Below are 14,092 nucleotides of genomic sequence, written 5' to 3'. Positions count from 1 at the left end.
GGTCAATGCTTCCATCAAGCTGTGGGTAGCCCTGACTAATTCAACTACCTTCCTAGAGTACCAACGGAAATATATATGTATCTTTACGTAAACACTCTCCAAACAGTTAACAACGCCCGATATAATCCCATCCCGTATTACGGGACGTGTACATCGAATAAACAAAACAATACAAGGAATTATGATGAAATACGATGTAATTGATGCACAAATATCGCCAGACGGCAGATTGGACGTGTTATCCAGGCAAGAAGTCAGCAAGTTGCTGGATAGTAGCCAGGGTGGGCTGTACCAGACTTTCCGAAACTGTGCATTGGCGGTTTTGAACTGTGGCAGTGCGATAGATGATGGTAAGGAATTGTTGGAACGCTATCCCGATTTTGCCATACGCGTCGTCCAAGAGCAGCGCGGCATTAAGCTGGAGCTAAAAAGCGCTCCCGCACATGCCTTTGTTGATGGACTCATGATTAAAGGTATAAACGAACATTTATTTGCCGTGGTCAGGGATATTGTCTATGTGGATGACGAAATCAATCATAATCCGCACTTTGATCTTGAAACCTCTAACGGCATCAGTAATGCCGTGTTCCATATACTTCGTAACGCTAATATTTTGCGCCCGATGGCTAACCCCAAACTCGTCGTGTGCTGGGGTGGGCATTCTATCAACCGTAAAGAATACGACTATACCAAACAAGTTGGCCACGAAATGGGCTTGCGCGGGTTGGATATCTGTACTGGTTGTGGACCAGGCGCGATGAAAGGCCCGATGAAAGGCGCAACCATCGGCCATGCCAAACAACGTATCAAAAACGGACAGTATTTGGGCATCACCGAACCCGGCATTATTGCGGCGGAATCTCCTAATCCCATTGTCAATGACTTGGTCATTCTGCCAGATATTGAAAAACGTTTGGAAGCCTTTGTCCGTACCGGTCACGGCATTGTGGTGTTTCCAGGCGGTGCGGGTACGGCTGAGGAAATCCTATATATTTTAGGCATTCTGCTCCATCCCGATAATAAGGATATGCCATTTCCGTTGATATTTTCCGGCCCTGATAGCGCGAAAGTGTACTTTGAGCAAATCGACCAATTTATCTCAGCCACGTTGGGAGAAGAAGCGCAACGCAGATACCAAATTATCATCGACGATCCAGAGCAGGTGGCGCGTGAAATGCAGGTCGGTATTAGCCAGGTCAGGGCATTTCGTAAGCAGCACGGTGATGCTTACTATTTTAATTGGTTACTAAAGATTGATCCGGTTTTTCAAGAGCCATTCACGCCCACCCACGACAGCATGAAAGCCTTGGCTCTGCACCGCAATCAAGAAAAGCACCAGCTTGCCGCTAATTTGCGCCGTGCCTTTTCGGGTATTGTCGCAGGTAATGTCAAAGATTCCGGCATACGTGCCATTGAACGTCACGGACACTTTGAAATTAATGGCGATAGCCACATCATGTCATTAATGGACACCTTGCTGGCCTCGTTCGTTGCACAACACCGGATGAAACTACCTGGGAAAAAATATTCGCCGTGTTATCGGATTATCACCTGATTTTCAGGTTTATCGTGACGGGCAGACGCTGCAAGGCTTAGTCACCTTGATATCGTCGATTAGATATTGTCCGGCATCACCGTTGTAAACTGACTCCCCAGGATGGAATAAGCCATCCAACTGGCGATAAGAATATAGCCCAAACGAGGAAGCCATTCGGCTAAAGCGTCATCCTGTAGGCCGATTGTTTCCGCTTCCAGTTTGGTAAACCGTCAGGCTTCATAATTGAACTCAAAAGTGAGGGCATTGAGGGTTTTGATATCTCCTAAATGCCCAAAAGGTTAATTAGTCAGCTCTGAAAAATACCTCATACCATTGAAATATATAAATAATTATCAAAATAATGCCCCACCAATCGACCGGAAATGATAAAATAAGCCCTTGTTTCTCGGTCGAAAGGATCAACATGTTTACACCCTCAAGCACAGGCCACCAGACCAACTTCTTTGGCATCGACCTGTTGCTGCAACTCGATCCCAGCGATCCACTGTTGCGGATGGCACAGGTTATCCCCTGGCTCGAATTGGACAGCGCCTTTGCCAAACATTACACCCAAGGCTAGGGCAGGCCATCCAATCTCATTCGCCTGATGGTGGGCTTGCTGATCCTGAAACAGTTGGACATTCAATGTTCCAACACTGTTAAGGGAACCTCTAATAATCCCCTCTCCCTCTGGGAGAGGGCTAGGGTGAGGGATATAATTGCTTGATTTTATTACCCTCATTCCGGCCTTCTCCCAGAGGGAGAAGGAGTTTTTTGAATTTTTAGAGATTCCCTTAAGACTAAAAAGGGCTACACAGCCAAGCAGCCAGCTAAATCCTTGTTGGCAATCGCTGAAAATCCTGGAAATGTAGCGTTAGCGGAGTGAAGATTTGTAGTCCCCAGAAGCGATAGTGCTGTGTGTTTTCACGAAGCGCTGTTTGCGGCGTGAAAATGCACAGCTTTACGACATCGCGTCGAGTCATTGCGCAACGATGTCCCATACCCCTTGTCGGGTATGGGGCGAGGGTAGCAGAGCCTGTCCTGAGCGTAGTCGTAAGGAACGGCTGGGGCAGCCGCAGGCATTGCCGGTCGCGTTAAGTTTTTGCCGCTTGTTTGGACAGGACGTCCTCAAAACAAGCTTTCGCAAAAATAGCGACTCCCCGCGTTGACAATGCACATCTTCAATCGAATTTTCAGCGAATCCACTCACTGAGCAATCATAAATGTATGCTGTGCTATAAAGAATCCCAATAGGTAATGATGTCGCAACCCGCATGATTTTCTTTAATACTATTTGTCGGTGTTCAGACCATCCAGTTTTAATGGATAATGCGGATTGAGTTCCGCGTCTTGAACCAAAATTTTTGGTTCCACATTATCAGCCTGGGTAAACCATAACCGACACCATATACCCAACTCATCTTTTTCTTCATCTGTCTGGGATTGTCCGTTAAAGCCCTGTTCAACGATTAACGAGTAGTAACCGACAGGAATTTTAATAATGTCCATATATGTGTTTCCGCCACCGCCTTCTTCAACCGTAAGCCCTCTATCGTCAGAGACAACATAAGGCATTTGAATCGTGCGGGCAGCATTTGTGCTAGGCTGCACCCGCTCTTCCAAAAACACCTCAAAGTTCCAGTAACCGCTACCATGTATCGCAAAAAGGGTTAGGCAGCCGGGTTGCCATTTAAATCCTTGGCCGCAATATGTGTCTATGTCATCTAATAGATGATATTCTCCTTCTTGCGTACAATCGTAGATGTAAGCTGTGCTGTAGGAAATACCAATAACAAAAGATACCAATTTCATTACCAGGCATTTTTGCAATAAAGAGGATAACCTTTAACTAGGCTACGTGGAGCTACTGTTAACTCTACTTGATCACCGTTTTTATAAAGTGGGTAGAGGGGGCTAAGCGCATTGGTTCCTGAAAGGACACTACCAAGATAACCACCGAAACTGCGATTATCGTTAAGCAATATACTCCTGACATGCGCAGAACCGTTATTTTCTTTGAATATTGCTGGCGGATACTCATCATTGTCATTGCCGGTAATTTTAGGATAGCCTTTTGTTGATAAATATCTTCTGGCATTTGTTCCAAGGCGATCTATAGTCACAATACGGTTTTTATGCACTCGTCCTTTAGTATCTGGAACTCCCGCTAACGCATCAATCGCATGTTTGGTCGATTGTTTTTGGGCTACTGAAAATGGATCATAGCAAACTAGCTCTAAGCCTATATTTGCAGCATCAGAATATCGACCAACGGTAACGCTATCAAAAAATACCGGTGGAAGATCCATAATATTTATCGCTTTGGGGTAAACATCGAGTTTAGGGCCGCCACGTACAATAGACCCTGCGTTTGCAGTGGCTATACTAATACCTGGGGTGACTTTAAAAACTTCTGTAAAGGCAGTACCACCATAAGCGGCGAGCAATGTCAGTTTATTCACTTTTGTTGGAAGTGAAGCGGATGCTTGGAGGGTTAACGGAATAGTAATTCCTGGGTATTTCAATAACGGTACATTGGCACGAACTAACTTCCCATTCAAATAAACATGAACTATATCGCCGTCTACGATATTATCATCATAGACTTGGATAGAAATTTGTTGTTTACGAAAAATATTCTGTGACAATGAATGCTGTGGTCTGGTGGGTTTTATAACCGCAGCGGCTAAAGGCTGTTGGAGTAATGTGAGTTTTCAAATATTGAGATGGTGAACACTCATCACTACTGCCATTATCAGAGCGTTTGGTCGCTATCCGCCAAATTTCGAGACGATCTTGCAAATCGGGAATGGTTGCCATCCACTCGGTGTTTTGTGGATTGGAATGGGTAGGTCGGAAACTATCGTGAGCGTCCATTAAACCTAGATCGTCAAGTTTTGTTTCCTCAAGATAGGCAATAAAATCAAGCGGCACGGCTAACTTGCCAAAATTATGGCAGCCTGGATATTTTGGTGTTATTTTTGGGAGTTGAACTTCAGCATACGCAATTGGTGCAGAAAGACCAATTGCGGCAAATATCGTTAAAAGAGATAACAATGTTGCTTGCCTAAATTTTGCGTAAAACATACGCGTAATCCTTAACAGTTAAGTGGAAGTTTGAAAATATCAGAATAAAACACCTATGTCAACTTATTCTATTGATAGGTAGCTAATAAATAAACTGTATATTTTTTATAAGCCCATTAATATTATGGTGAGTAAAATGTAGCTGTCAGGTTTGTGGCATATTTATTTTCTAGATACTACTTCATTTTATCGGCACTAAAAACCACCCACCACATCCAACGCTTCTGCAAGAGTGGAAACTGGAAAAATATGAAGCCCCTCTATTCTTTTTTTAGGCGCGTTGGCTTTGGGTATCACGGCTTTTTTGAACCCATGCTTGGCGGCATCGTTTAAACGCGATTGTCCGTTGGCAACCGGCCTTATTTCGCCGCTTAAACCGATTTCCCCGAAAAAAAACGCATCGTGCGGGATGATTTTATCCCGAAAACTGGAGACGATGCCGATGATAATCGCCAAATCGGAGCTGGTTTCCGTGACCCTTATTCCACCGACCACATTGGCGTAAATCTCATCATTGGCTGTAACTATGCCGCCGTGCCGGGTCAATACAGCCAGTAACATAGCGAGACGGTTCTGGTCGAAACCGACCGCCAACCTCCGTGGATTGCCGTATTGGCATTCGGTTACCAGAGCCTGAATCTCCACCAACAACGGGCGAGTACCTTCCCATAACACCGTTACCACACTACCTGGAGAAGGCTTATCCGGCCTGTTCAGAAACATCGCCGATGGATTTTTGACTTCTTTAAGTCCCGTGCTGTCCATCGCAAAAAAACCCAGTTCGCCAACACTGCCAAAGCGGTTTTTATCCGCCCTCAGCATCCTGAACCTCGCATCATCTGTAGATGAGAGCATAACCTGGGTATCGACGATGTGGCTTAAGGTCATCGGCCCAGCCAAGGATTGGTCTTTAGTGACATGGCCAACCATAAAGATCGAAATGTGGTGCTTTTTTGCGTATTGGGTGAGGTAACTAGCCGATTCCCTGACCTGGGAGACTGAACCCGGTGCTGATTCGACATCTTGGGTATAAACGACCTGAATGGAGTCGATCACCAAAATCTTAGGCTTTATCTCATCTAACACATCACAAATTCGTTGCACGGAGGTTTCTGCCAGCATCATTATTTTGTCGGCTGGCAAACCTAAACGATGCGCTCGTTCCGCGATTTGCTGTAAGGATTCCTCACCGGACACATACAGCACGGAAATGCCTTGTACAGCAATATTGGCAATGGCTTGCAGCAAAATGGTACTTTTACCTGCGCCGGGTGCCCCACCTATCAACACGACACTACCTGTCACGATGCCGCCGCCCAGGACACGATCAAATTCCGATATGCCGGTAGCAATGCGTTCAGCGTTTACCAAACTGACATCTGACAGCAACTTCACTTCGGAAACGCTGCCAGCGTAGCCTAAAGAGCGGCTTGTGCGCTCATTACTGACCACCCCCAACCTGACTTCTTTGATGGTATTCCATTCGCCGCAACTGGTGCATTGCCCACCCCAACGAGGGTAATCCGCCCCGCATTGCTCGCAAACAAAGGCGGTTTTGTTTTTTTTGCTCATTGCTTAGTTAGATTGTTCAGAAAACGCCATCATCAAGCTACGACCTTGCTTTTTTAGCCAATTCCGGCGATTTTGGTAATCCGGCATGTGTTCAGCAACCAATGTCCAGAATTGGCTAGAATGATTTTTGACTTTAATATGGCAAAGCTCATGCACGACAACGTATTCCAACACCTCTTTGGGGGCCATAATCAGCAACCAGTTGATATTGATGTCGTTATGGATGCCACAGCTTCCCCAGCGACTTTTTTGCGTCTTAATACTTATCGTGCGTGGAAATAACTGTTGTTTAGCGGCGTGGACTTCAACAAGCTGTTCCACAAGCTGTTTGGTTTGCTTTTTCATCCAGCGGATCAAGGCTTCCTTAATTTGATGGTTATGTTCGTCAGCATTCATGGCTACGGGGATATGCACTTTATAACCATCAATAAACTCTATTTTCACTCGTTTCAATTTCGATGGCAGAACCGTTAATGGGTAAACCTTACCCTGATAAGCCATATCGGCACCGGATTTATACTCAGTAGGCATAAAACCACTTTGTTGTGGACTTGAAGCCTCCATTTTTTTTAACGCTTGCGTTACCCACTCCTGCTTGGCCTGGACAAACTTATGCAGCTTATGCTCAGGTATTTGCAAAGGCGCAACAATTTCCACCAGACCGGGTTTGACGACAATACGCGCATTGGCAACCCGATGGCTGCGCCGAATGCGGTAAGAAAAGGGTAAATTGGTAAACACTTTTTTGTTCGCAGGTGATTATTTAGTGGACAGACTACTATATCTTAAATGACAACTTAATCTTATACGACAACTTATACGACAACTGAGGAAAAAGCTGATATGCTAAATTATCTTAGCCATCTTATGAAACTCTTATAGGATTAGCTAGTCTCAGTTTTTGTTATTCACTTGTTTAAGGAATTTACGTTTATGCGATTAAATACTGCTATTTCCCATTCAGAAGCTAGCATTCTGTCAACTAACAAAGTATTGAAAAATACTTACTTGTTGTTGTCCATGACTTTGCTGTTCAGCGCAATGACGGCGTGGGCTTCCATGTACTTCAACCTGCCCCATCCTGGACTAATTGTAACGATGGTGGGATTTTATGGTTTGTTGTTTTTGACCACTAAATTTAGCGACCGCAGTTTGGGTCTGGTTTTTGTATTTGCCCTAACGGGCTTCATGGGCTTAACCCTCGGGCCTATCATAAGCATGTACACCCAGGCTTTCAGTAACGGCAATGAGTTGGTCATGACTGCATTAGGCGGCACTGGCGTAATTTTTCTGGGTCTTTCTGGTTATGCCTTAACAACCCGCAAAGATTTCAGCTTTATGTCAGGTTTTTTGATGGTAGGCATCTTGGTGGCATTTTTGGCTGGAATCGGTGCGGTACTGTTCTCCATCCCTGCTTTGTCGTTGGCGGTTTCCGCCATGTTCATCTTGCTGATGTCAGGCATGATCCTGTTTCAAACTAGTGAGATTATCCACGGCGGCGAAACCAACTATATTTTGGCGACAGTTTCCTTGTATGTTTCCATCTACAACTTGTTCCTGAGTTTGCTGCAAATTCTGGGCGTGTTTGGTGGCGAAAAGTAGTCATCTGATGTTATCCATAAAAAGCCCAGTCCTTTTCGCTGGGCTTTTTTGTGTTTTCTTACTTTGCGGCTGTGAACCCACAACGCCAGAAGCCGTTACCACAAAATTCTGGCAAACGTTGGCGCAAGGGGAGTTAGAGGCTTCCAAAACACAAGTAACCCAAGCTACCCAACATTTGGTTACCCTTAAAGACATCGATAACCATTCCATAATATCTATAGGTGCAGTCACCCTAAGTGACCAAACCAATGCCTTAGTTGTCACCACGATTAACAGAAATAAAAAATCGGTAACGTTCGATACGGTTTTGCTGAAAGAAAAAGACAGTTGGAAAGTTGATTTTGCCCAAACCCACACCAATATCGCGATGGTGCCATTTGATGGCATCGTAAAGAAATTAGAAGAGCTGGGCGATAACTTCACAAAAGGACTGGAAGAATCTGTGCCTTTGATTGAAAAAGAAATGGAAAATTTTGGTAACGAGCTTAAAGGCCAGTTAGATGAATTTGGCCGTTCCCTGAAAAAACCGCCCAACCCTAGTCAAAATCTTAATAACCCAAAGCCGACAAAACCGCCGCCTAATACCATTTAGTCGGCTTCAGTTTTTAGTGCTTACAAGAATTGCCATTGCTCAAACCGTGCCGCTTGACCTGCATAACGTCCGTCACTATCCAATAAATTCCATACCACGGCATTTTTAATCAAAAACCGCTGGTTCGTTTTTGTTAGGCGAATACCTTGGTAATCATCTATATAGCCTTTTCGATTAACTTCTGCCAGTAACTTATCGCGTTCGAGTTGATGGACAGGTTCTGCTGACAATCTTGATGGCAACCTTATAAATTCGTCCCAACTAAACCCGAATAATTCCAAGGCTGCCAGGTTTGCATAATTAAATACTGGATCTTCGGCGGTATTGTGGGAAACGATAACAAAAGGTGCGTAAAACAACGATTTTTCTAACGTTTCATGCGCTTTATTTTCTTGGATTAATTCTGCACCCAGCAACTTTCGATAACTATTGTTCATCAAACCGATATGTTCACTGAGGAAATTGTTATTTTCAGTCGGATACTTCATTTCAAGATAAATCAGTTAAAATACGGGAATGTTTGCGAGTTCCATTCTATCAACATGAACCGATTTTTAAGATATTTCTTTCAATAGCTGGGGCAAATGATTAACCCATCTGAAGAACTCGGACAATTTGAATTGCTAATATGTTATTTAAACTTATCATTATTGACCTGAACCTTGGGTGGACTTAGTGTGGTTTCGATAGTTAAAACAGAAAACTGCACGATCACAGCAGCGTTCAATTCTGTCCAGGCTTTATTGGACAGAAGCCGTAATAACAGTGGCTTGGTCTTGACTCTCTACAAAAAGCTCTTCGAAGAATTACCATCACAAATTAGCTGTATCGAAGAAGCTCTCAAAACTGGACAGTATAAACTTGCCTTTGATGTAACCCACAAACTCAATGGATCCGCAAAAATATGCTGTTTGCAAGACATTGAAGAATCTGCAACGGCATTGGAAAAATGCTTAATCCAAAAAAGGCACGGGCAAACTGCTACTTATTTTTTGATTTTACAACAACGTATTTCTATTTTTATCAATCATCGCCAGCTTATTTTGGACTATCTGGTGAATAAGCAATAAAAAAGCCCTTACCGGGGCTTTTTTATAATCGAGACTTTCGAGAGTGCCTATCCCAAACTCAAATCATCCAGAAGCTCTTGGGCAGTTTTCTTTTGTTCCGCAGATCCCTTTTCTAGCACCTGCTCGATAATCTCTTTAGCAGAATCCGCATCCCCCATATCCATATAGGCTTTTGCCAAGTCCAGTTTTGTCTCCATTTCGTCCATATCAGTCAAGTCAGACACCTTAAAGCCTTGATCTTGACTAGATTGTTTATCGAAACCCGTTTGCGGAGATTCAAAATCGAAATTAAAGTCGATAGTGTCATTGCCGAAGGTATCTGCCTCAGGAAGCTCGTCTACAGCAAAATCAACCGTTTGGTCAGGATTCCAGCTATTATTTTCTTGAGTTTTTTCTGTTCTGGCTGGCTTATTGCCTTCAGCCTTATCCAGATTGAAATCAAATTCGTATGACTCCACTTCGCCTTTGCCTTCTAACTGTGATGAAGAAGAATGCTCGCCCATCTCACCAAGCGTAAAGGACGTGTTCTTGGTCTCTACTTTTTTAGTGGTTTCGGGATATGGGCCGAGATCAAAATCAATCGATTCATTGTCCTGTTGTCCACCAAAACTGTCTTCAAATGAATCAAGATTGAAGTCTGTCTCATTGTCCTGATTTTCCGCTATTTCATCGACAGGCTCATCTGGATTTTGACTTATCAGCTCTTCATATGTCGGATCAAAAAGCGATTCTTCTACATCGTCGTCGTCAGGAATTTCAAACGTAGCCACACCTAAATATTCAGCGTTGTCTGTTGACTTGATATTGGTATCTTTCCCAGCTGACGAGTTGAACAGCACATTTTCAGTAAGTGCTTCAGACTTTGCTGCAAAAACTGCTGCGCTACTCATAATTGGGGATGAAAATAACTCAGAGTCCGAACTGATACCCTTACTTAATTCAATCACTTTACCCCAAAAAGCAGTATCCCGATTTTTACCGGCATCAGCCAGCTCCCTTGCATAGCTTTCAAAGGCGTCTTTACTTGAGCTACCTTGAAAAATTTCAAGTAGCTTTAATTTACACTCATCACGATCTGGGGAGTCCGTTATCGCTTGCTTAATTAAATCTTCTGCTTGTTGATAACGTCCATAAGCCAAGTAAACATCTGCTTCAGCAACAGGATCAATATCACCATGGTCGACATTAAACGATTCGAATGATTCGAAATCGCTGGCCTTGAAGTCATTCAGGAAAGAACTTTCACCAGAAATTGTCGTGGAGGCTACCCCAGATCCCCCTTTACCTGAAGACAATATACTTGTCGAACCGCTGTTCCGCATGGCACTGTAATTGCCAAACATACTGTCAGCATTGGTTTCTTCAATAAGTTTCTTCTTCCGCCACCACAACCAGCCAAATAACGACAACAGAGCTGTGCCAACAACGCCAACTAACCACAAATAAGAGGAATCGGATTGTTGAGGAATTGGCTCAGGTTGCACAATTTTGTTGATTGGCTTAACAACTGGCTTAGGTGCTGTAATGGGTTGAATAGGTTTTGGAGTGGCTGCTGCTTTGAGAGGCTTTTCAGGCGTAACTGGTGTTAAATGCTCTGGTTTAACAGAGGTTGGCGGCGTAACCTGTGCTGGTGCCTGAGTCTGAGTGGGGGTCGCCTGAGTCTGGGCAGGGTTTTGTAATGCTGCAAGTTGCTTGTCTTTTAAAACGATCAGCTCTTGCATCATCGCCATCTGTTTTTCCAGTGCGGCGACCTTGCTTTGTAAGGCATCATCGACAGGTGCCGCAGTTGCTTTCGTGCTTTCTTTATCGGCAGCGGCTTGCCTATCAGGGGACGCTGTATTGCTATTACCTGCTGCTTGCTCGCTGGATGGAGAAACCGCTTCGTTTTGACCAACGGTAGCATCTGTTGGCGCAACCAGCTTTAACTGGCTATCAACCTCATCTTCTTTTGCAAGCTGTGTTTGTCCAGCAGGTATACCTGAACGGTTGTTGTTCCAGGCATCATTTTGTCTGCCGAATTCGGCCAAAGCTTCCTGCCGAGAGGTCTGCTGAACTACATTTTTATCTGGAACTCTGAGTGTCTTACCTGCCGACAATGCGTTGACGTTCTGCTGAAAAAAAGCGTGCGGGTTTTTTTCATACATCGCGATCATCATCTGCTCTACAGAAACGCCAGCACCTCGCGCACGTTCAGCCACATTCCATAGGGTATCATTTCTTCTGGTGGTAATCTGACCACCGTAGCTACCCGCTGAACTGCGCCGTGGTTTAGCTGTATGTCGGACACGGCGTTGTCGTGGTGCATATTCTTGTTGCTGAGGCGGATAGTTTTCGTATTTCGATGTTAAAGGGTAAGCGGGTTCTTGATATGCTCGCTCCTGATAAGTTGGTGCTTGATATTCAGCCGGTGGATCAACCAAAACCGTAAATTCTCGATACAGATTACCTTTTGGCCAACTCACTTCGAGCAAGAAGTTAAGATAGGGTTCCTTTAGGGCTTCTCTTGAGGTTACTTTGATAACCATCGAGCCATTCGGCTTAACAATCGGTTGAAAACGGATTTTTGAGAGGAAATAAGACCAAGGCACGCCCGCTTCGTCAAATTTTTCAGCAGGAGCTAAACTTACTTTGATATTTGATGGATTTTCCCCGCGAGAAGCCACTAATGAAATTTCGGCGCTAAGATTCTGATTAAGAGCTGAGCGCACTCTGATATCACCGATTCCTAACGAATGTCCACTAACGGGAGCCAGTAACGATACCACCGTTAAAGCTTTAGTTAAGTTACGCACGCATCCATCTCCTTAAAATTGATCATGATGTTTTACCACAAACTGTCATAAATATAGAGTCAAGATTAGACTAGATGTGATTTTTTACTAGCATTTCAGCTATCTGTACACTATTTAAAGCTGCACCCTTACGCACATTATCGCCTACTACCCATAAATTGATACCTAAAGGATGCGAAATATCTTCCCTAATTCGCCCAACAAACACATCGTCATGTCCTGATGATTCAGTCACCGCCGTGGGATAGCTGCCATTCTTACGCTCATCCACCACCGTAACGCCTGGAGCGTTTGAAAGCAACTCTCTTACAGCCTTAGCATCAATTTTACTGCGTGTTTCGATGTGAACTGCCTCAGAGTGACCATAAAAAACCGGCACCCGCACCGCCGTGGCATTCACCATAACAGATTGATCGCCAAGAATTTTCTGGGTTTCCCAGACCATTTTCATCTCTTCTTTGGTGTAGCCATTATCCATAAACACATCAATTTGTGGCAACACATTAAATGCGATTTGCTTAGGATAGACATTGGTTTCAATGGGTTGACCGTTCAATAATCTGGCTGTCTGTTTAACAACCTCTTCGATACCTTTTTTGCCTGTGCCGGAAACCGCCTGATAGGTGCAGACATTAATCCTGCTTATACCCACCGCATCATAAATCGGTTTTAACGCCACTAACATTTGGATAGTAGAGCAATTGGGGTTAGCAATAATGCCACGATTTTTATAATCTGCGATTTTGTCAGGGTTAACTTCTGGTACGACTAAGGGAATATCATCGTCATATCGGAAGTGTGAAGTGTTATCAATCACAATACAACCTGCCGCCGCCGCTTTGGGAGCGTATTCAGCAGAAACGGACGCACCCGCAGAAAATAAGCCAATTTGCGCTTTTGAGAAATCAAACGTCGCCAAATCGTCAACTTTTAACGATCCACCTTTAAAGGGAATTCGTTTTCCAACCGATTTGCTGCTCGCCAGGGCATAAACTTCACCAACAGGAAAATTCCGCTCTTCCAGGATTGACAGCATAGCTTCGCCAACAGCACCCGTTGCACCGACTACGGCAACGTTATAAAGTTTGGTCATTTTTACTCACTATAATCATCTAAATTAAATCTGTAACTTACTTGAAATCACCCGTTTTTGGGGTTTAACCCAAAATAGCGAAGATTTTCTGGGTGATTTCATCAACACTGCCGACACCGGCAATCGAATAGAACTTAGCCGTTTGATTTGTCGCAGCATAATAATCGACTAACGGCTTAGTCTGGTCGTGATAAACACTAAGCCGCTTACGTACCGTATCTTCTTTATCATCGTCCCTTTGGATAAGGGCTTCGCCAGTGACATCATCGGTATTTTGAGCTTTTGGTGGATTAAACTCCACATGATAAGTGCGACCAGACTGCAAATGCACTCGCCGTCCTGCCATGCGTTTTACGATTTGCTCATCATCGACCACGATCTCGATCACCGTGTCAACGTCAACCGCCATCGCCGCTAGGCCTTCGGCTTGGGCAATTGTGCGTGGAAAACCATCTAACAGAAAGCCATTGGCACAATCATCCTGTTTGATACGTTCTTTAATCAAACCTAAAATGATGTCATCAGAAACCAGCCCACCAGAGTCCATGACCTGTTTTGCGGCACGTCCTAACGGCGTTCCCTCACGTACCGCAGCACGTAACATATCGCCTGTTGAAATTTGGGGGATCCGGTATTTTTCAGTGATAAACTGGGCTTGGGTACCCTTGCCAGAACCGGGACTTCCCAAAAGGATAATACGCATTAAGTGACTCCAAAGGATATTTGCGAAAAACAAATATCGAATAT

Annotated in this window: 15 protein-coding genes; 4 read left to right on the top strand and 11 right to left on the bottom strand. The window is 44.2% G+C overall.

The annotated features are described in order from the left end of the window. Positions 1-184 precede the first annotated feature (184 nt). Positions 185-1,555 carry a nucleotide 5'-monophosphate nucleosidase PpnN gene (gene ppnN, locus ABL924_RS05070; RefSeq protein WP_349025983.1) on the top strand — a complete coding sequence of 457 codons (1,371 nt, stop codon included), beginning with the start codon at positions 185-187 and terminating at the stop codon, positions 1,553-1,555. 9 nt (positions 1,556-1,564) lie between these two features. Here ppnN and ABL924_RS05065 read toward each other — a convergent pair whose 3' ends face one another. From ABL924_RS05065 to ABL924_RS05035, 7 genes are all read right to left on the bottom strand, one after another. Next, on the bottom strand, positions 1,565-1,711 hold the full coding sequence (locus ABL924_RS05065; RefSeq protein WP_349025982.1) for a hypothetical protein: 147 nt from the start codon (positions 1,709-1,711) through the stop codon (positions 1,565-1,567). 262 nt (positions 1,712-1,973) lie between these two features. After that, complete coding sequence (locus ABL924_RS05060) at positions 1,974-2,183, bottom strand: hypothetical protein (RefSeq protein ID WP_349025981.1); 210 nt, start codon at positions 2,181-2,183, stop codon at positions 1,974-1,976. Positions 2,184-2,827: 644 nt separating this feature from the next. Next, the gene (locus tag ABL924_RS05055; RefSeq protein WP_349025980.1) at positions 2,828-3,349 is read right to left on the bottom strand and encodes a hypothetical protein; all 522 of its coding nucleotides are present in this window, start codon (positions 3,347-3,349) and stop codon (positions 2,828-2,830) included. Continuing rightward, positions 3,349-4,185 (bottom strand): NucA/NucB deoxyribonuclease domain-containing protein, encoded by an 837-nt coding sequence (locus ABL924_RS05050; RefSeq protein WP_349025979.1) that lies wholly within the window; start codon positions 4,183-4,185, stop codon positions 3,349-3,351. The genes ABL924_RS05055 and ABL924_RS05050 overlap by 1 nt, the downstream gene beginning before the upstream one ends. Continuing rightward, complete coding sequence (locus tag ABL924_RS05045) at positions 4,163-4,624, bottom strand: hypothetical protein (protein ID WP_349025978.1); 462 nt, start codon at positions 4,622-4,624, stop codon at positions 4,163-4,165. Before ABL924_RS05045 ends, ABL924_RS05050 begins: the two co-directional genes overlap by 23 nt. A gap of 195 nt (positions 4,625-4,819) precedes the next feature. Further along, complete coding sequence (gene radA, locus ABL924_RS05040) at positions 4,820-6,196, bottom strand: DNA repair protein RadA (RefSeq protein ID WP_349025977.1); 1,377 nt, start codon at positions 6,194-6,196, stop codon at positions 4,820-4,822. Between the two features lie 3 nt (positions 6,197-6,199). After that, positions 6,200-6,937 carry a SprT family zinc-dependent metalloprotease gene (locus ABL924_RS05035; protein ID WP_349025976.1) on the bottom strand — a complete coding sequence of 246 codons (738 nt, stop codon included), beginning with the start codon at positions 6,935-6,937 and terminating at the stop codon, positions 6,200-6,202. Between the two features lie 192 nt (positions 6,938-7,129). Between ABL924_RS05035 and ABL924_RS05030 the strand changes: the two genes are divergently transcribed. Then, a complete protein-coding gene (locus tag ABL924_RS05030; protein WP_349025975.1) occupies positions 7,130-7,798 on the top strand; it encodes a Bax inhibitor-1/YccA family protein in 669 nt (222 codons plus the stop codon). A gap of 7 nt (positions 7,799-7,805) precedes the next feature. Beyond that, complete coding sequence (locus ABL924_RS05025; protein ID WP_349025974.1) at positions 7,806-8,390, top strand: hypothetical protein; 585 nt, start codon at positions 7,806-7,808, stop codon at positions 8,388-8,390. Positions 8,391-8,410: 20 nt separating this feature from the next. Here the strand turns inward: ABL924_RS05025 and ABL924_RS05020 are convergent, their stop codons facing one another. After that, positions 8,411-8,878, bottom strand: coding sequence for an MEKHLA domain-containing protein (locus ABL924_RS05020; protein ID WP_349025973.1), 468 nt, complete (start codon positions 8,876-8,878; stop codon positions 8,411-8,413). 288 nt (positions 8,879-9,166) lie between these two features. Here ABL924_RS05020 and ABL924_RS05015 point away from each other — a divergent pair, with 288 nt between their 5' ends. Continuing rightward, entirely contained in the window at positions 9,167-9,460 is a 294-nt protein-coding gene (locus tag ABL924_RS05015; RefSeq protein ID WP_349025972.1) for an Hpt domain-containing protein, read from the top strand. A gap of 47 nt (positions 9,461-9,507) precedes the next feature. Here ABL924_RS05015 and ABL924_RS05010 read toward each other — a convergent pair whose 3' ends face one another. The 3 genes from ABL924_RS05010 to adk all read right to left on the bottom strand — a co-directional run bounded on the left by ABL924_RS05010 (position 9,508) and on the right by adk (position 14,048). Next, positions 9,508-12,252, bottom strand: coding sequence for a FimV/HubP family polar landmark protein (locus tag ABL924_RS05010; protein WP_349025971.1), 2,745 nt, complete (start codon positions 12,250-12,252; stop codon positions 9,508-9,510). A gap of 70 nt (positions 12,253-12,322) precedes the next feature. Further along, entirely contained in the window at positions 12,323-13,345 is a 1,023-nt protein-coding gene (locus ABL924_RS05005) for an aspartate-semialdehyde dehydrogenase (RefSeq protein ID WP_349025970.1), read from the bottom strand. A 64-nt stretch (positions 13,346-13,409) separates the two neighbouring features. After that, positions 13,410-14,048, bottom strand: coding sequence for an adenylate kinase (adk, locus tag ABL924_RS05000; protein WP_349025969.1), 639 nt, complete (start codon positions 14,046-14,048; stop codon positions 13,410-13,412). Positions 14,049-14,092: the final 44 nt, after the last annotated feature.

The organism is Methyloglobulus sp., assembly GCF_040079455.1.
GTDB lineage: Bacteria > Pseudomonadota > Gammaproteobacteria > Methylococcales > Methylomonadaceae > Methyloglobulus.
This window is presented reverse-complemented; position numbering and strand designations above follow the sequence as displayed.

What these genes read in the sequence shown, in the direction of transcription:
- ppnN (WP_349025983.1), top strand. Translation starts at nt 185, where the DNA reads ATGAAATACGATGTAATTGATGCACAAATATCGCCAGACGGCAGATTG.
- ABL924_RS05065 (WP_349025982.1), bottom strand. Translation starts at nt 1,711, where the DNA reads ATGGCTTCCTCGTTTGGGCTATATTCTTATCGCCAGTTGGATGGCTTA.
- ABL924_RS05055 (WP_349025980.1), bottom strand. Translation starts at nt 3,349, where the DNA reads ATGAAATTGGTATCTTTTGTTATTGGTATTTCCTACAGCACAGCTTAC.
- ABL924_RS05045 (WP_349025978.1), bottom strand. Translation starts at nt 4,624, where the DNA reads ATGTTTTACGCAAAATTTAGGCAAGCAACATTGTTATCTCTTTTAACG.
- radA (WP_349025977.1), bottom strand. Translation starts at nt 6,196, where the DNA reads ATGAGCAAAAAAAACAAAACCGCCTTTGTTTGCGAGCAATGCGGGGCG.
- ABL924_RS05030 (WP_349025975.1), top strand. Translation starts at nt 7,130, where the DNA reads ATGCGATTAAATACTGCTATTTCCCATTCAGAAGCTAGCATTCTGTCA.
- ABL924_RS05025 (WP_349025974.1), top strand. Translation starts at nt 7,806, where the DNA reads ATGTTATCCATAAAAAGCCCAGTCCTTTTCGCTGGGCTTTTTTGTGTT.
- ABL924_RS05020 (WP_349025973.1), bottom strand. Translation starts at nt 8,878, where the DNA reads ATGAAGTATCCGACTGAAAATAACAATTTCCTCAGTGAACATATCGGT.
- ABL924_RS05005 (WP_349025970.1), bottom strand. Translation starts at nt 13,345, where the DNA reads ATGACCAAACTTTATAACGTTGCCGTAGTCGGTGCAACGGGTGCTGTT.
- adk (WP_349025969.1), bottom strand. Translation starts at nt 14,048, where the DNA reads ATGCGTATTATCCTTTTGGGAAGTCCCGGTTCTGGCAAGGGTACCCAA.